At 64.5% G+C, this 18,376-nt stretch carries 12 protein-coding genes; 6 read left to right on the forward strand and 6 right to left on the reverse strand.

The features are described 5' to 3' along the window. From RT582_RS21500 to RT582_RS21510, 3 genes are all read right to left on the reverse strand, one after another. Positions 1–2,423 (reverse strand): efflux RND transporter permease subunit (locus RT582_RS21500; protein WP_313479900.1); only part of this gene is annotated, 2,423 nt, incomplete at its 3' end. Positions 2,424–2,460: 37 nt separating this feature from the next. Continuing rightward, positions 2,461–3,651 (reverse strand): efflux RND transporter periplasmic adaptor subunit, encoded by a 1,191-nt coding sequence (locus RT582_RS21505; RefSeq protein WP_080052983.1) that lies wholly within the window; start codon positions 3,649–3,651, stop codon positions 2,461–2,463. Next, positions 3,648–4,925, reverse strand: coding sequence for a TolC family protein (locus RT582_RS21510; protein ID WP_158454139.1), 1,278 nt, complete (start codon positions 4,923–4,925; stop codon positions 3,648–3,650). The genes RT582_RS21505 and RT582_RS21510 overlap by 4 nt, the downstream gene beginning before the upstream one ends. A 298-nt stretch (positions 4,926–5,223) precedes the next feature. Here RT582_RS21510 and RT582_RS21515 point away from each other — a divergent pair, with 298 nt between their 5' ends. Continuing rightward, positions 5,224–5,391, forward strand: a complete 168-nt coding sequence (locus RT582_RS21515) for a hypothetical protein (RefSeq protein ID WP_158454140.1) — start codon at positions 5,224–5,226, stop codon at positions 5,389–5,391. Positions 5,392–5,628: 237 nt separating this feature from the next. Here the strand turns inward: RT582_RS21515 and RT582_RS21520 are convergent, their stop codons facing one another. Continuing rightward, positions 5,629–7,986, reverse strand: a complete 2,358-nt coding sequence (locus RT582_RS21520) for a heavy metal translocating P-type ATPase (protein WP_446750908.1) — start codon at positions 7,984–7,986, stop codon at positions 5,629–5,631. Between the two features lie 35 nt (positions 7,987–8,021). After that, entirely contained in the window at positions 8,022–9,992 is a 1,971-nt protein-coding gene (locus tag RT582_RS21525; protein ID WP_041863422.1) for a cytochrome c/FTR1 family iron permease, read from the reverse strand. 188 nt (positions 9,993–10,180) lie between these two features. On the opposite strand from RT582_RS21525, the gene RT582_RS21530 reads away from it, so the two are divergent. The 4 genes from RT582_RS21530 to RT582_RS21545 are packed head-to-tail and all read left to right on the forward strand — an operon-like array spanning position 10,181 to position 16,604. Next, positions 10,181–10,621 (forward strand): MerR family transcriptional regulator, encoded by a 441-nt coding sequence (locus tag RT582_RS21530; RefSeq protein ID WP_014647116.1) that lies wholly within the window; start codon positions 10,181–10,183, stop codon positions 10,619–10,621. A gap of 37 nt (positions 10,622–10,658) precedes the next feature. Then, complete coding sequence (locus tag RT582_RS21535; protein WP_049445199.1) at positions 10,659–12,305, forward strand: NAD+ synthase; 1,647 nt, start codon at positions 10,659–10,661, stop codon at positions 12,303–12,305. A gap of 4 nt (positions 12,306–12,309) precedes the next feature. Next, positions 12,310–13,581 carry a site-specific integrase gene (locus tag RT582_RS21540; protein ID WP_014647118.1) on the forward strand — a complete coding sequence of 424 codons (1,272 nt, stop codon included), beginning with the start codon at positions 12,310–12,312 and terminating at the stop codon, positions 13,579–13,581. Between the two features lie 38 nt (positions 13,582–13,619). Next, positions 13,620–16,604, forward strand: coding sequence for a Tn3 family transposase (locus tag RT582_RS21545; RefSeq protein ID WP_049445196.1), 2,985 nt, complete (start codon positions 13,620–13,622; stop codon positions 16,602–16,604). Between the two features lie 140 nt (positions 16,605–16,744). Here the strand turns inward: RT582_RS21545 and RT582_RS21550 are convergent, their stop codons facing one another. Continuing rightward, positions 16,745–17,305: a hypothetical protein gene (locus RT582_RS21550; RefSeq protein ID WP_313479918.1), complete on the reverse strand. Its 561-nt coding sequence runs from the start codon at positions 17,303–17,305 to the stop codon at positions 16,745–16,747. Positions 17,306–17,456: 151 nt separating this feature from the next. Between RT582_RS21550 and RT582_RS21555 the strand changes: the two genes are divergently transcribed. Continuing rightward, positions 17,457–18,146, forward strand: a complete 690-nt coding sequence (locus RT582_RS21555) for a DNA-binding protein (RefSeq protein ID WP_313479920.1) — start codon at positions 17,457–17,459, stop codon at positions 18,144–18,146. The last annotated feature ends 230 nt before the right edge of the window (positions 18,147–18,376 follow it).

The following is an 18,376-nucleotide window of genomic DNA, read 5'->3' on the forward strand; positions in this document are numbered from 1 at the left end:
GAATAGCCTTCGGCGTTGCTGATCTCCGCCACGCGTGACAGGGGCACCAGCGCACCGGAAGCCGTTCGCAGGGGAATGTGACGCACGGATTCAACGGACACGCGGGCGCTGTCGTCGAGGCGCACGGCAATATCGAAGCGCTTGACGCCGTCCAACAGTACGCTGACCGGTTCGCCGCCCAGCCCATTGCGCACGATCGTCAGCACGTCCTCGGCATTCAGCCCATACAACGCCAACTCGTCCCGGTTGACCTGGATGCGGATCTGCGGCTTGCCGAGATTGGCTTCAAGGGCAAGGTCGGCGACGCCCGGCACCGTGGCAAGGGTGCTCTTGAGGCGCCCGCTAAGCTTGTCGAGTTCGCGCAGATCCTCACCGTAGAGCTTTAGGGCAAGCGTGGCGCGCACGCCGGAAATGAGCTCTTCCACGCGCATCTGGATCGGTTGGGTGTAGCTCGGCACTACATTGGGCACCACCTTCTCCAGCGTTTCCTGCATCGCCGCTTCCAGCTCTTTGATATTCCGACCGGTGGTCCACTCGTCCTCCGGCTTGAGGGCGGTGTAGATCTCCATGTAGTTGACGTCGGCGGTGTCGCCCTTCTCGGCACGACCGATCATGGAGAGGGTGGTTTCCACTTCCGGGAATTGCTTGAAGGCTGCGGCGATGGTGTTGCTGGTGCGGATCGATTCGTTCAGCGAGGTCGATGGAATGCCGGTCACGCGCCACATGATCGAGCCTTCCTGCAGCTGTGGCATGAACTCCTTGCCCAGGAACGGGAACAGCGCCAGGCTCACGATCAGGGCTGCCACCGCACTGATCACCACCGTCCGCTTTTTGGCCAGGGCCTTGTCCAGCAATGGCCGGTAGATGCACTTGATCCGGGCGACCAGCCAGGTGTCGCGCTCCTCCTTGGGCTTGAGGATCATCGACGCCAGCACCGGAATCAGGGTCAGGCTCAGGATCAGCGAGCCGGCCATGGCGAAGGCGATGTTGAACGCCATCGGCTTGAACATCTTGCCTTCGAGGCCTTCCAGCGCAAACAGCGGCAGGAACACCACGATAATGATGATGATGGCAAAGGCGATCGGGTTGGCGACTTCCTTCGCCGCCGCCAGCACTGCCGAAGTTCTGTCGACCTTCTCGCCGTGTTCGAGGCGTTCGGCCATGATCCGGAACGCGTTTTCCACCATCACCACCGCGCCATCGACCATCATGCCGATGCCAATGGCCAAGCCGGCCAGCGACATCAGGTTGGCCGATAGTCCGGCTTGGCCCATGCCGATGAAAGCGATCAACATCGCCAGCGGCAGGGTAACGATCACCACCAGCGCCGAGCGCACCTCGCCCAGGAACAGGAACAGGATGATCGCGACCAGGATGGAGCCTTCGATCAGCGCCCGCACGGCGGTTTCCACCGCCTTGTTGACCAGGTCGGTGCGCTCGTAGATGGGGCGCAGCACCATGGTCTTGGGCAGCGCCGCCCGAACGACCTCCAGCTTGCCCTTGACGGCTTCGACGACGTTTTTTGCGTTCTCGCCGATGCGGGCCAGTGCCTGGCCCATGACGACCTCTTGGCCATCACGGGTCACGGCACCGAAGCGCGGTGCAGGGGCCTCCGTTACGCGGGCCACGTCGCGCAGGTACACCGGAACGCCGTCTTCGGACTTCAGCACGATGGCGCCAATGTCCTCGACCGACTTCAGCAAGCCCAGGCCACGGACGAGGAATTGCTCGCGGCCGACATCCATGACATTGCCGCCGACCTGGCCGTTATTGGCGGGGATGGCGTTGATGACATCGCTGAAGCCCAGGTGGCGTGCATACAAGCGCTGAGGATCGATCTGTACCTGGAACTGGCGCTCGCCGCCGCCCCAGGAACTCACGTCGTCCACGCCAGGCGCGGTGCGCAGGATCAGGCGCACCGTCCACTCCTGCCAGGTGCGCAGGTCCATGTCGGTGACCTGTTCCTTGCTGACACCCGGGGCGCGCTCGACCGTGTACCAGTACACCTGCCCCAGCCCGGACGTATTCGGGCCCATGCTTGGTTTCCCGTAGCCTTCTGGCAGGCGATCGCCGATTTCCTGCAGGCGTTCGTTGACCAGCTGACGGGCGAAGTAGATGTCCATGTCGTCCTTGAAATAGACCGACACGTACGACAGCCCGAACAGACTGACCGAACGGATTTCCTGCACCTTGGGCAAGCCGGCCAGCGCCGATTCCACCGGCGTGGTCAGCAACTGCTCGACATCCTCGGCCGCCAGGCCCGGGGATTCGGTGTAGACATTGACCTGGACCGGGGTGACGTCGGGAAACGCATCGATCGGCACGTTGCGCACGGCGCTGATGCCGAGGAAGGCCACCACCGCGAACACGATCAGGACCAGGAACTTGTAACGCAGGGACAGTTCGACCAGGCGATTCAGCATGGCGCGTTACCTCGCACCCTTGTGCGCAGTTCGCGGCTCATTCTTCTTCTCCCAACTGGGACTTGAGCATCTGCGACTTGAGCGCAAACGCGCCTGCGACCACCACCGTGTCGCCCGGCTTGAGACCGTCCCGGATCAGGGTCCGGTCGCCGATCACCTCGCCCGTGCGCACCGGCACCGGCTCCAGAGCACCTTCCGCGTTGCGGCGAAAGACGACGGTGTCACCGGCCAGTTGCACCAGTGCGTCGTTTGGCACGGCAACCTCCGTGGCGGCACGGCTGTCGGCCTGGGCGCTTCCCGTTGCCTCGAAGAACACATCGACGAAGTCACCGCTGTGCAGGCGATCGCCCTGGTTCGGCACCTTGATGCGCACGACGGCATTGCGCGTAGCGTCGGAGGTGCGGTGCGCGGCCTGCTGCACGGTACCGGCCAAGCGCTCGCCGTCAAAGAGCACCACCGCTTCCTGGCTAGGGCGGATGCGGTGTGCGGTACCCGCCTGCAGCTTGGCATCGACCCATACGACGGACTCATCGACCAGACGGAACAAGGCCTTGCCCGGTTCGATACGCTCACCGACGACGAAGTCGTCTTCGGTGATGCGGCCAGCATGCGGCGCGGTCAGCGTGAACTGGCCGTTGACGCCACCGCTGGCGGTGCCAGGCAGTCCGTAGGCCTGCGCCTTGGCCCGGGCGCGATCGACCGCGACCTTTGCTTCGGTAATGCGACGGCCGGCGACGGCTTCACGGCCAAGTGCTGAAACCCGGCGCCATTCCTGTTCGGCGATGCGCAGCTCGGCTTGCGCGTCGGAAACATCGACGCTTGTCAGTGTCGCCAGCGGCGCGCCGGCGCGGACTTCATCGCCGAGCTTGGCGTGCCGGCGCACGACCAGCGCCTCCACCTGGGGGGTGATCAAGGTCGTGCCATAGCCCGTATCCACCACTTCGCCCGGAGCGCGCAGTTCCTCGCTGAGCGCCGACGGCCGCAGTGTCTGCAAGCGGATGCCGGCGGCTTTCATCGCGGCATCGTCCATCTTCACCGAACTGGCGGCTTCTTCTTCACCGCCTTCGGCGTGGCCCTCACCACCCGCCTGTTCGGAATTCGCGGTTTCGGCCCCAGGCTTGGCCGCGCCTGCATCGGGGGATTTGGAACAAGCGGCCAGCGCCAGCAGCAATGCGGCGGTCAGCGGCAGGGTTAACAAACGCATGCGATCCATCGAAATCTCTCTCATGGGGTGCCTTCCATACCGGCCCAGCGTTCAAGCTGACCGGTGGCGGCGAGGTAGTCGGCATAGCTGCGCCACAGGCGCGCCTCAAGTTCGGCACCAGCGAGCTGGGTGTCAAGGGTCTGCTTGAGCTGCAACAGGTAATCGGCGGTGGACAGTTCGCCTTCCTGCCAGAGTTTCTCCAGCAAGCTGGCGCGGCGCTCCACATCGGTGCCCCTGCTACCTTGCCAGCGCGACCAGGCGGACTGCGCGGCACCGTAGCTGCCGATGGCGCGCTGACGATCCGCTGTCAGTTCCATTGTGGTGCGTTCAGCCACCGCTGCGGCCACATCGGCCTCGGCGGTGGCCGCCGCTACTTCGGCACGATATGAGTTGCGGACGAACAACGGAATGCTGATCGAGAAACCGACAATGTTGTCAGTCACCGGGCCGATGTCCTTGCGTCCGCCGCGAACGGCCAGTGTCGGGTTTGCTATGCGATCACGACGCGCCACCGTGACATCCCGCTCGGCAGCCAGCGCCGCCGCATGTGCGACCTGCCACTCCGGCAATTGCTCGACGCCTTCCGCAGGCGTAACAGGCGGTGGCAGGGTTTTGCTGGGCAAGAGTACGCTCGCAACCAATTCGGGGCTGCCGCCCACAGCCCGAAAGCGCGCTTCGGCTTCCCCGCGTTCTGCAATCAGCTGGGATTGCTCGGCTTGCGCTTCGTCGTGGGCGAGTTGAGCGAGATCCCGCTCGATTCCGGAAATGTCGTCGGCTGCGAACTGCTTTTCGGCCAGCATTGCAAATCGGGACACCAGTTCCAAACGGCGCTCGCCAGTACGGAACCGCTGTTGTGCCGATTGCAGATCAGCCCAACTGGCGAACCATTGTTTGACGAAATCGCGACGGTGCATTTGCGCTTCCGCCGTGGCCTGATCGACCCGCGCTGCGGCTGCATCACGGCGTACGCGGCGTTTGCCACTGATATCAAGCGTGAGGCTGAGTCCAGCAGTCGACGTACGTTCGTCGCCTTCTTCCTCGCGGGTCAGCTCGACTTCGGGGTTGTACAGCGGCTGTCCCGCTGCTGCCAGCCGTGCGCGAGCGGCAGCGAGTTGTGCTTCGGTGGCACGGTAACTGGGATGGCGCTGCCAAGCGGCCAGAAGCGCCGCGCGGAGGGGCGCCGGGGCCATGGCCCCGGGCGCTTGGGCGGCCCATGCCTGTCCTGCCAGCAAGCAGGCGAACAGCGCGATGGCCAGCCAGGCGACAGCGCGTCGGCGCGTCGAACGAACAAGGTGCATTGGAAGGATCCTCTGAATCGACAACATTCCTCGACGCTCCGCGCCGAGGGGGCAAACCACAGGCCGGTTAGGCGATCGGTGGCCTAAGTTCCAAACAAGACGTAATGCTGCGCCGCACGCCGGCGAGCAGTACCGCCACATCCTGCGGTGGGAGGGGGAAGCTGAAGAAGGTTTCGGGCGCCATAACGGCGGCGTGGTGGCAACTGCAGTGCGAACACCCGCCGGGCTCCTTCCTCGACGCACCCTCGCCATCGTCCGCTGGCACATTCACTACGGTCTCGAGCGAGGCCTTCGTACCATGGCCCAGATCAACGAAATCATGCCGGGTACACGCGGCGGCAGCGCCAATCTTCATGACGAAGATCAACAGCACCAGCACAACCAACCGCGCGGAAGTGCGCAAGCGCGCAAGCAAGGCACGGGACGCGGCGGACTTCAACCCTCCGGCATGGCCAGCAACAGGTGAGCTTTGAAATATCATTCAGGATGCCTGTCGCCTCGCCAAGCCTATAGCCGCAATGCGACCGCAATGGCGGCGTTGACGAACACGCCCGTGAGGGTTCAGTGGACGGCTACCTGAATCCCCAACACACTTAGATCCGTGCCCGCCCCCCGAAAGATAGCCGTGCACGAGCGCATGGAAGGTTTCAAAACAGGAGAAGAACTTAGCGACTTCCTTCGACCGTGTCATGGCGTCCTCCTCTCACTTGCGGGCCGAAGATAACTTCCGCAGCAAGCGCATGCCGTTGCCGACGACCAGCAGGCTCGCGCCCATGTCGGCAAACACCGCAGCCCACATCGTAGCCTGACCAGCTAAGGTGAGCACCAGGAACACCGCCTTGATGCCGAGCGCCAGAGCGATGTTCTGTGCCAAAACCCGGGCCGTGGCCTTCGACAGCCCGACGAAGGCGGGAATCTTGCGCAGGTCGTCGTCCATCAAGGCCACATCGGCGGTTTCGATGGCGGTGTCGGACCCGGCCGCGCCCATCGCAAAGCCGATATCAGCCCGCGCCAGCGCCGGGGCATCGTTGATGCCGTCGCCGACCATGCCGCTGGTGCCCTGTGCGGCGAGGGCTTCCATTTCCCGCAGCTTGTCTTCGGGCAGCAGGTTGCCCTGGGCCCGGTCGATGCCGACTTCGCGGGCGATGGCCTGCGCGGTGTGCGGATTGTCGCCAGTCAGCATCAGGGTCTTGACGCCGAGTGCGTGCAGTTCGGCAATGGCCTGTCGGCTGCTGTCCTTGACCGTGTCGGCCACGGCGAAGAGGGCCTGCACGCCATCGCTTGCCACCAGCGCCACGACGCTCTTGCCTTGTGTTTCCAAGCTGCTGAAATGCGCTTCCAACGCTGCCGAGCTGGCACCCAGCTCCTGCACCAGCCGATGGTTGCCCAAGTGGTAAAGCACACCTGCCACCTGGCCGCGTACGCCGCGGCCCGGCAAGGCGGCGAAGTCCTCGACTTCACGCACGGTCACCGCATCGTCCTGTCCCGCCACGGCAATGGCCTTGGAGACGGGGTGGTCGGAGCGAGCGGCCAAGCTGACCGCGACCGCGCGAGTCAGGCCTGGGTCCGCCTCGCCCCATGCGACGAAGTCGGTCTGCTTGGGTTTGCCGTGGGTGATCGTCCCGGTTTTGTCGAGCGCCAGCCATCGCAGCTTGCGACCATTCTCCAGGTACACGCCGCCCTTGATCAGGATGCCGTGCCGTGCCGCCGCGGCCAGTCCGCTGACGATGCTCACCGGGGTGGAGATCACCAGTGCGCAAGGACAGGCGATCACCAGCAGCACCAGCGCCCGGTAGGTCCATTCCAGCCACGCCGCGCCCATCAACAGGGGCGGCACTACCGCGACGCCGATGGCGACGGCAAACACCAGCGGGGTGTACCAGCGCGCAAACTGGTCGACGAAGCGCTGGGTGGGCGCACGATTGCCCTGCGCCGCCTCCACCGCGTGGATGATGCGCGCGAGGGTGGAATCATTGGCCGTGGCCGTGACCCGATATTCGAGCGAACCGGCTTCGTTGACGGTGCCGGCGAACACCAGATCGCCCTCGGCCTTTTCGACAGGAAGGCTCTCGCCGGTGATCGGCGCCTGGTTAATCGTGGAGCGGCCAAGGACCACCACGCCGTCCAGCGCGATGCGCTCGCCCGGCTTGACCCGCACCCGGCTATCGAGCGCGACCGTCTTGGCATCCGCCTCGACCCATCGGTTGCCGTCCTGCAGCACCGTGGCCCGTTCGGGCGCCAGGTCCATCAAGCCCCGGATCGCATTGCGCGCGCGATCCAGCGATCTGGCCTCGATCACCTCGGCCAGCGCGAACAGCACCATCACCATGGCCGCCTCCGGCCAATGGCCGATCAGCATCGCGCCGGTGACCGCGATCGACATCAGGGCGTTCATGTTGAGATTGCGGTTCTTCAGCGCAATCCAGCCCTTCTTGTAGGTCGACAGGCCGCCCGTACCGATCGCCACCAGCGCCAGTGCTATGACCAGCCACGCAGGGGCCCCGAGCCACGACATGACCTCGGCGAGCAGTGCCGCCGCGCCGGAAACGATCAACGGCCACCAGGCTGTCCGGGTCTGCACCGGTGCAGTCGAATCTGCGCTGCCGGCCGTGGCGACCGCTTCGGCCTCGAAGCCCAGCGACTTCAAGGCGGCTAGCACATCCGACAAGACACCGGTCGCGTGGCGGACGGTCAGGGTGCGTTGCACGAGATTGAAGGCCAGCGCGTCCACCCCCGGCATGCCACTCAACTTGCCGCGAATGAGGCTTTCCTCGGTGGGGCAATCCATGTTCGCGATATGCAGCGCCGTTTCAACGGCAGACGCCGTCGTCTCCAATGGCACCGCCTGCATGCCGATCGCCGCCAGCGCGTCTTCCACGGGGGCCAGCGCAGGCAACTGGTGAAGCACTGTCAGCGTGCGCTGCACCAGGTTGAACTGCAGGTCCGTCACGCCGGGCACTTGGCCGAGCTTGTTCCGGATCAGCGCCTCCTCGGCGGGGCAGTCCATGTTCGCGATGCGATAACGCATAACCTGGAGTGAAGGCGCCGGAAGTTGAGCCATGGTCGCCGAGTCACCACAGCTGTTGCAAGACGTGCTCATTGCGCGCGGTCTCCCTTGACGGCTTGCGGGGGCACGCGAGAGTTGCGCGCATTGTAATAAAAACTGCCGATAGCGATCACCGCCACGGCCAACTGCGCCAGCAGGGATTGCCAGGAGGGGTACACGCCCAGCCAATCGATACGCGGCGCGGCGACCAGCGCCTGACCGACCCAGCCAGCTTCCTGCAGCGCCGCGATGCCCTTGCCGACCAGCACGACGGCGAGCACGGCAATCAGGATCGAACTGATCGAGAAGAACTGGCCAATCGGCAGGCGCTTGCTCATGCGCAGCATCCAGTACGCCACCCCGGCCAACACGACGCTACCGGCGACCAGCCCACCCAGAATCGCGGTGCTGTTTTTCTGGTTCCACATCGCGATGAAGAACAGGATCGTCTCGAACACTTCGCGGTAGACCGCGACGAAGGCCAGCATGAACAGGAAGACCGCAGAGCGCCGGGTCAGCGCAGCCGAGACCTTGGCGTGCAGGTACTGCTGCCAACGCCCAGCCAGGCTTTTCTGGTGCATCCAGATGCCCACGCTGAGCAGCACCACTGCAGCGAACAACGCCGACACGCCTTCGGTGACCTCACGGTTGGCGCCGCTCACATCGACCAGATGGGTCGCGATGGCCCAGGTTGCCACACCCGCCAGCAACGCCCCGACCCAACCGGCGTGCACCGCCGGCAGGACCTCGCGACGTTCGGCCTTGCGCAGGAAGGCAATCATGCCGATCACGATCAACAACGCCTCGATCCCTTCGCGGAGCAGGATGGTAAAGCTGCCCAGGAACGCCGTGGTGCGATCGGTGTGCGCATCCCGCAAGACCGCCTCGGCGCGATCGAACAGCGCGCTCACCTCCGTCGCCTGCGCTGTCGCATCGGAGGCAGGAACGCGGCGGCCGATGGCATCGCGATAGCGCGCCATGGTGGTTTCGAGCCCACGCATCAGCGCGTTGTCCCGCGCGGCGAGTGTGGGCTCGACCGGTTCGACGCCATCCAGGTACGCCGACAAAGCCGCCGTCTTGGCCTGCCCGGCATCGCCCGCCTGATAGGCGCGGAGGCTCTCGGCCATCCGTTGCCGGGCCAGTGCGAGCGATTGGACTGCTGCCACGCCCGAAGCTGCGGTCTGGACGGCCTGCGGCTGCCCGCGCAGGTAAGCGATGATGGCCCGCGCCTGCGCGTCCTGACTGCCGGCGGCGATCAGATCCGCCTCGCTGGTGCGGGTCAGCGCTTCCAGCGTGGGAAGGCGCTGGTGCCAGGCCGGCGCGTCGCGCCACAGCGCTTCGCCCTCGGCCCGCATCTGCGGCGAATGCGACAAGCTGCCGACGTAGAACGCCAGCGCCCAGCGATCGGCTTCCGGCAGGGACGAGAAGCCGGTCATGGCCGTTCCCTGGATCCCTTGGGAAATCGCTTCGTACAAGGCGAAGGGACTGCGCTGGGCGGCGCGGGTGGCATCGGTGAAGGCAATGGGCGGCGGGTCCAAGCTCGCCGCAGCCGGCCCATCTCCGTGGCCGGCCGGACCGTGGCAGGCAGTGCATTGCGCGGCGTAGAGCTGCGCCCCCCGGGCCGGATCGGGCGGCGTCGCCGGCACGGCACCGACCGGGTAGTTGGCCAGCAGGCCGTCGGCCAGCCGATGCGCTAGATCGGCGACGTGCTTGGCGTCGGACTTAGACTCGACAGCGGTTACCAGCTGATCAGCTTGGGCGATCAGACCGGCCTGGCCGGGCGTCGACGGCAGTGCGGCCAATTGGGTTCGCACCGCCCCTGCAAATTCACGCATCTCCGCGTACTCGGCCTCGGACGCGACGCTGCCGGATTTCACGGCCGTGCCATAGTCGACGGCCACATAGTCCAGCAGCTGCCAGGTCTGGCGCGGGTTGACCGCGGACGGCGCGGTGGCGAAGGCTGGGAAGGACAGCCAAGCCAATAACGCGATCAGCAGGCAACGACAGAGGGAGTTGGTCACGGAGAGCGCCTAGGTGAAGGGCAATAAACGGCAATGGGAACCAGTTGCAACGGTGAGCGTACACCCCGTACCTGCTACGGAGTCAAGGGCAGGATTCCACGACAGGGCAACCTCCTCTCCCGTGCGCCATAGCCCCCGGAGGCCTCAAAGGGTAAAGTCCGTAGCAGCTATAGGGTCAAGAGGCGTCGATGAAGATTAGCGAAGCGGCCGAATCCAGCGGCTGCCATCTGGAAACCATTCGCTACTACGAGCGCGTGGGGCTGATGCCCAAACCGCGGCGAACCGCCAGCGGTTACCGCGAGTACCGCGATGACGAAGTGGACCTGCTGCGTTTCATCACCCGCAGCCGCGACCTCGGCTTCAGTCTGGATGAGATCCGCAGCCTGCTACGGCTGGAAAGCGACCGCACGCTCTCCTGCGGCGAGATCGATGCGATTGCCCGCGAGCATTTGACCGATATCCGCAGCAAGCTCCGCGAGCTCAATCGCATTGCCCGGGAATTGGACCGCACGATCAACGCATGCTCCGGAGGCGCCCGGGGCCAGTGCTCGATTCTGGCCACCTTGCGGGAGCCGATGCCGACCTCGCGGGTCAAAACGACAGACGTGCGTCGGAAGAGGTCGGCATGAACCGTCTGGTGATGCGATGCCTTGGTGGGAACTGCCCATGAGCCTGCGAATCGCATTGGTCCAGGCGGACTTTCCCGTCGGGGACATCGACGGCAACGCAGGGCGCATTGCCGAGCGGATCGCCGAGGCGCGCGATCGCTATCACGCCGACCTAGTGCTGTTTCCGGAACTCACGCTGAGCGGCTATCCGCCGGAGGATCTGCTGCTGCGGCGGCAGTTCCTGGCCGAATGCGCCGATGCCGTGCAGCGCATCGCCCAGGAAACAACCGGCATCGTCGCGGTCGTGGGGTGGCCGGAAGCGGCAGGCGCTGTCGTCTACAACGCGATCAGCATGTTGCGCGACGGCGCGGTGGCGGCCACTTACCGCAAGCGCGACTTACCCAATTACGCCGTCTTCGATGAGCGTCGGTACTTTGCGGTCGATCCGGACAGCGGGGCGTGCGTGTTCGAGCTTCAGGGCGTCACCGTGGGCTTGCTGATTTGCCAGGACCTGTGGGGGCTGGAACCGACGTTTGAAACCGCCGCAACCGGCGCGCAGCTGATTCTCGTCTCCAACGCCTCGCCCTTCGAGCGCGATAAACACGCGGAGCGGGACGCGCTGCTGTCTGAGCGCGCCCGCGACAATCAGGTCGCACTCGCTTACGTCAACCTCGTTGGCGGCCAGGATGCGGTCGTGTTCGACGGAGCCTCCTTGCTGGCCGATGCCGATGGCCAGGTGCATCCGGCGGCCATCGCCTTCGAGGAACATGTGCTGGTCGCCGATTTCGATCCGGCCTCACGCACGTTCACCCAGGTCTCCTGGCCAATCGACACCGACGTCGGCCGCGACGCTGTGGCCTGGCGCGCGATCGTGTGCGGGTTGCGCGACTACTGCCGCAAGAACGGCTTCGACCGGGTTTGGGTCGGCTTGTCGGGAGGACTGGATTCGGCGGTGGTGCTGGCGATGGCCGTGGATGCGCTGGGGAGCGACCGCGTCACCGCGGTGCGGTTGCCGTCGCGCTTCACCAGCGCGTTGAGCAACGACCTGGCGGCGGCGCAGTGCGCGACCTTGGGCGTGGCGATGCGGACGGTGCCGATCGACGCCCCGTTCCAGGGCTTTCTCGACACGCTGAGCGGGCTGTTCGCGGGTACGACGGTTGATGCGACCGAGGAAAACCTGCAGTCGCGCACGCGCGGTGCGGTGCTGATGGCGCTGAGCAACAAGCTCGGCGGATTGCTCCTGACCACCGGCAACAAGAGCGAGTACGCGGTCGGCTACACGACGATCTACGGCGACATGTGCGGCGGTTACGCCCCGCTCAAGGATGTCTACAAGACCGAGGTGAGTGCGTTGGCCCGCTGGCGCAATACCGTAGGCGGCGCGCCGGTCATCCCGCCCGAGGTGATCGCACGGCCGCCGACAGCGGAGCTGCGCGAGCACCAGACCGACCAGGACACCCTGCCGCCCTACGACGTGCTCGATGCGATCCTGTTCCGTCATATCGACCAGGAACAATCGCGCGAGGAACTCCTGGCGGCCGGATTCGCCGCCGCCGTGGTGGACCCGGTGCTGGACCTTGTGCGTCGCCACGAATGGAAGCGGCAGCAGGCGGCGCCGGGTCCGAAGATCTCGCGGCGTGCGTTTGGACGTGAACGACGCTATCCGATCACCAATGCCTATGCCCAGGCGCTCTCCACGCGGTGATCCCTTGAGCAGCGTCGACCGCTACCGAGAAGCCGCCACCCGCGCCAACACACGGCGCAGCTATGAGTCGGCGGTTCGCCACTTCGAGGTGGAATGGGGTGGGCATCTGCCTGCCACCGCCGACAGCGTGGCCCAGTATTTGGCCGATTACGCCGAGCAGTTGGCGATCAATACGCTCAAGCAGCGCCTGGCGGCACTGGCGCAATGGCACGGCGAGCATGGCTTCGTCGATCCGACGCGATCGCCGCGCGTGCGCCAGGTGCTCAAGGGTATCCAGACGTTGCATCCGGCCGTTGAGAAGCGGGCCGAACCGCTGCAACTGACCCAGCTCGCGCAGGTCATGACCTGGCTGCACACGGCCGCGGCGACCGCGGAAGGTCGCGGTGACCGAGCGGCGCAGCTGCGGCATTTGCGGGATTGCGCGCTGATCTCGCTCGGATTCTGGCGTGGCTTTCGCGGCGACGAGCTGATCCATCTCCAGGTCGAGCACGTGCGCATCGTTCCCGGCCAAGGCATGACCTGCTTTTTGCCCCGCACCAAGAGCGATCGGCGCAACGAAGGGCGGATCTTCAAGGTCCCGGCGCTGTCGCGCTGCTGCCCGGTATCGGCGACGGCCGAGTGGATCGCCGTGGCCGGCCTGACCGAAGGGCCCCTGTTTCGGGCGATTGGTCGGTGGGCCCAAGTGTCCGAAGACGCTTTGCATGCGAACAGCCTCATCCCGCTGCTGCGTCGCGCCTTCGCCGCGGCCGGATTGTCGGCATCTGACGCCTACAGCGGACACTCGCTGCGGCGCGGCTTCGCGGCCTGGGCCGATGCGAATGGCTGGGATGTGAAGACGCTGATGGAGTATGTCGGCTGGAAAGACATCAAATCGGCGATGCGCTATCTCGATGGCGCCGATCCGTTCGCGCGCGATCGGATCGAAGCAGGCCTGGTCTTGCCGGCACCGGCACCACTCGCGTTGCCGGCGCCTGTGGCAGTCGAGCCGCCGACACTCTCCGTGGACCTGAGTCTCGTGCTCACCCCGTTTACGCCTCGCGGCCGCGGGCCCCACCGGGCACGGCGTTTGATCGAGGATATCTGCCTGGCGCCTTACGGCGCCCAGCGTTCCGACGCAGATGGCACCCGTTACCGGTTGACCGTGCCGACAGTCGAGCCAGACGTCTTGGATGAAGCGATGGCGACCTTGATCGACGACATGCATCGCATCGCCGACAACCATCGCTGTTTCCTGGAGGCCTCGTTGCGCGCTGGCGATGGGCGGCATTGGGACTAGGCACGCCACCTTCTTACGTTGAGGAGCCTTGTTGACGGATGACGACCCTGCACGAGACCGCGTATCCGCGCCTGAAACCGGACCCGACCCTCAAGGAACTGCAGGACATCTACACGCCGACCGAGGCCGAGTTGGCCTTTGTTGCGGCCACCGCAACGCGACCCACGGCCCAACTGGCGGTGCTGGTCCACCTGAAATTGTTCCAGCGCCTCGGCTACTTCACGCTTTTGGCCGATGTGCCCGAGCGCATCATCCAGCACATCGCGCAGACGGCCGGCGATCGTCGTTCGGTGCCGATCGAGCAATTGCACAGCTACGACAGCTCTGGCGCGAAGCGTGGCCATATCGCGAAGCTGCGCGACTACCTGCGGGTGCGCGTGCTCGATCCCGACGGCCGCACCTGGCTGGCGACGGTTGCGGAAACGGCGGCCGAGACCAAGCACATCATTCCCGACATCGTGAATGTCCTGCTAGAGGAACTGGTCCATCACCGTTACGAGTTGCCGGCGTTCAGCACCCTGGAACGTCTGGCGATCCAGGCCCGCGAGCGAGTACACGATCGCTACTTCGGCCGCATTGCCGATGCGCTGACGCCCGCGGTCCGCGCGCTCATCGATGACCTGCTGGTGTCGCCCGACGACGCCTTCAGCGGCTGGCAGGCACTCAAGCGCGAGCCCAAGCGCCCGACAAACAAGGAGGTCCGCTTCTACCTGCAGCACATCCGCCGGTTGCAACACCTGGCCGAACAGTTGCCTGCGATCGACGTGCCGGTCCCCAAGCTCAAGCAGTACCGGGCGATGGCGCGGGCTCTGGATGCCAGCGAACTGGCCGAACTCAAACCGACCAAGCGCTATGCGCTCGCGGCGATCTTCATTCGCGCTCAATACGCCAAGACCCTCGACGATGCGGCCGACGTCTTCATCCGGCTCATCCAGAAGCTGGAAAGCTCGGCGCAGCAACGGCTCGTGGCCTATCAACTGGAACACAGCAAGCGCGCCGATCTCCTGATCGGCCAGCTCAAGGTCATCCTCCAGGCCTATCAGGTCGAGGGAACCGACACGCAACGGGTCGATGCGATCGGCAACGCGCTCGTCACCGAGGTGCCGGTGCTGCTCGCCGAGTGCGAGGAGCACATGGCGTACGCCGGCAAGAATTACCTGCCGTTCCTGTTGCAGCCGTACGCCACGATGCGCCCGTTGCTGCTCAATTGCCTGGAGATCATGGGCCTGCGCTCAACTAGCCATGATGCCACGATGGAGCGCATGATCGCGGCGCTGCAGGCGCTGCGCGGTCAACGTCGTGAGCTGATCGAGGCCAGTGCCCTCGGTCTGGATCCGGAGGGCGATTTCACCTGGTTGTCGAGCGCCTGGCGCCGGCACGTGTTCGGCAAGTCCGCCACGCTGGCCGGGCGCGGCTGGCTGCATCGCAAATACTTCGAGCTGGCCGTGCTGGCGCAGATCAAGGACGAACTGAAATCCGGCGACCTGTATATCCCGCATGGCGAACGCTATGACGACTACCGCGAACAGTTGGTGGACGAAGCGACCTTCGCCCAGGAATTGGAGGCCTACGGCGAAGTCTCCGGGTTGCCGACCGACGCCGCGGTCTTCGTGCGCGGACTGCGGGTGGAACTCGCCGCCTTGGCCGATGCCGTCGACCAGCGCTTTCCGGAGAACGTCCATGCAGAACTGGTCGACGGTCGCCTGATCCTCAAGCGCCTGCAACGCACGGAAGTGTCCCGTGCCATCGTGTCCCTCGACGGGGTGATTACCGAGCGGTTGCCGCCGACCAGCATCGTCGATGTGCTGGTCGACGCCGCGCACTGGCTGCAACTGCATAAGCACTTCCGGCCGATCGCCGGTACCGACAGCCGCGTGGACGAGTTGCTGCGCCGCGTCGTCACGACGTTGTTCTGCTACGGCTGCAACCTCGGCCCGACCCAGACGGCACGCTCGGTGAAAGGCTTCAGCCGGCGACAGATCTCCTGGCTCAACCTGAAATACGTCACCGAGGAAACCCTCGACAAGGCCATCGTCGAGGTCATCAATACCTACAACAAGTTCGAGTTGCCCGGATACTGGGGCAGCGGCAAGAGCGCCTCCGCTGATGGTACGAAATGGAGCGTGTACGAGCAGAACCTGCTGTCCGAATACCACATCCGCTATGGCGGCTACGGCGGCATCGGCTACTACCACGTTTCGGACAAGTACATTGCGTTGTTCAGCCACTTCATTCCGTGCGGCGTGCATGAAGCGGTCTACATTCTCGACGGTCTGCTGGCCAATACCTCCGATATCCAGCCGGAGATCGTGCATGGCGACACGCAGGCCCAAAGCTATCCGGTATTCGGCTTGGCGCACCTGTTGGGCATTCAGCTTATGCCGCGCATCCGCGGCATCAAGGATCTGACGTTCTTCCGACCCGAGCCGGGTCGCTCTTACAAGAACATCCAGGCGTTATTCGGCGAGAGCATCGACTGGGTCCTGATCGAAACCCACCTGCACGACATGCTGCGCGTGACCGTCTCGATCAAGCTCGGCAAGATCACTGCCTCCACGATCCTGCGTCGGCTCGGCACCTATAGCCGCAAGAACAAGCTGTACTTCGCCTTCCGCGAACTCGGCAAAGCCATCCGCACCATGTTCCTGCTGCGCTACATCGATGATGTCGATGTACGCAAAACCATTCATGCCGCCACCAACAAGAGCGAGGAGTTCAACGGGTTCATCAAGTGGTCGTTCTTCGGCGGGGAAGGGATCATCGCCGAGAACATCCTGCACGAGCAGCGCAAGATCGTGAAATACAACCAGCTCGTGGCCAACATGATCATCCTGCACAACGTGGAGCGGATGACCCGAATCCTGGCCGAGCTGCGGGACGAGGGGATGGGTATAAGCGCCGAGGTGCTCGCCGGGCTGTCCCCGTACCGGACCAGTCACATCAATCGCTTTGGGGACTACACACTCGACTTGAGCCGGAAGATCGCGCCGCTCGATTATTCGAGCCGGATCCTGGCGAGCTAGGTCGGAAGTGGGGACCTGCCGGCTTATGATTTTGGCGACTCTTTTGAGGCTAATAGGCCACTTCGTGGCCTCAGCAACGCAGTAGGCTCAGAAGCAAAAGCACGGCAACATCAAGAGCTTAAAAGGCGAACGGCTGTTTTTTACATGAATCCCTGCCGACCCTCGAGTAGGGCCCGATCCCGAATCCCTTCCAGGCTGTCGTCGCAGGTGGCCAACATGGCCTCTAGCTCGGCCAGGGTGATTGCAGTCTTCTTGCGTGGGCGTTCGCCGCGCTTGACCGCGGCTCGCCCCGCGCGACTGAGTACGGTGCGGATTGCCGGCTGCTCGCAGGGATTGGCCACTTGCTTCAGGCGGTGCGCGGTGGACAGCACGGCAACGCGATGGCGCACCGTCGCCAAGGTCCACGGGCCGATCTTAGCCTTGAGGCCAGCGGCCACCAAGGCCTGGTCGACGGCTGGTGGAAGTTCCCAGGCCAATTCGCCGTCGGTCGAGCGGCGCTGTACGTGATCGACTACGAACTGGAGCACGATGGCTTCGGGTACCGGCAAGGCCAACTCGATGCCGTAGCGCGCCGTGTGCCAGCCGGCCCAGTAGCGCAGAGCGCTGGTGTAGCTGCGAGTGGTGTTCTCGGCTGCGGCTTCGGCCAGCAGCTCGCGGACCGCATCGGCAGCCTGTTGGGCCAGCTGTTCGGGCAGGACCAAACTGGTGGCCGTCGCGGCAAGTGCGGGAACTGAAGAAATATCTTTCATACTATGTAATGTACGCTACGTTTAGACAATCATACCCACGATAATCATCACTTATCGTGAGTACGTTATCAGCAGAGCAGGGCGCCAGTACAGGAGAGTTAACATGGCCCGCGGCATCACCGAATCTGACGTCCATACCGCCGCCGACGAGCTGGTGGCCAAGGGCGAGCGCCCCACTGTCGAGCGGATCCGGGCTCACTTGGGGACAGGCTCGCCGAACACGGTGACCCGCTGGCTGGAGACATGGTGGAACCGACTTGGCACGCGCCTGCAGCCAGCGCGTCCGGACCTGGAAGATGCGCCAGCGGTGTTGGCAGAACTCGCCAGGCAATGGTGGGTGCTGGCGCTGAAGCATGCCCAGGAGGTCGCCCGTCGAGAGCTTGCATCGTCCGAGCAGGCTCTGGCTGCCGAGCGTGAAGCGCTGGAGGCCAGTTCCCGACTTGCGACTGAAGAGCTGACGCAAATGCGTGCAGAGCGTGACGTTGCAATTACCGGCGAGAAAATTGCAACGACCCAAGCTTCAGAGCTACAGCACCTGGTCGACCAGCTTCAGCTACAGATCTCTGAACTTGCAGAGCAGCGCGATCTCGAGCGTCGAAGAGCCGACCGAACCGAGACAGCGAGACAGCAACTCGATGCACGGCTTCACGATGCCCTAGAGACGGCGAAATCTGAGCGGGAGGACTGGACCGAGTACGTCAGATCTGTCGAGAATCGAGCGCTCAGCGATGTTGATCGAGCCCGCCAGGAGGTGAAGGAACTCCAGGCGCAGCAAAGGAAGGCATCCGAATAACACAGGGCCCTTGAGAAGCAGCTGCGTCAGGAAATCCAGGCCGCCCAATCAGCGGCCGCCACGGCAAGTCAGTCTGCCGATATCCTGCGCGGCAGATGTGACGCGCTCGAGGGGCAACTTTCAGGGCTTCGAGATTTGCTAGCTCAGCTGGAAGTGGCGCTCAAGCGGTCCAAAGAAGTTCGCGTCGCTACGGATGCCAGGCCGAAACGCAAGCGGTCGAAGCAATGACA

It is taken from the genome of Stutzerimonas kunmingensis, from assembly GCF_032106285.1.
Lineage (GTDB): Bacteria > Pseudomonadota > Gammaproteobacteria > Pseudomonadales > Pseudomonadaceae > Stutzerimonas > Stutzerimonas kunmingensis_B.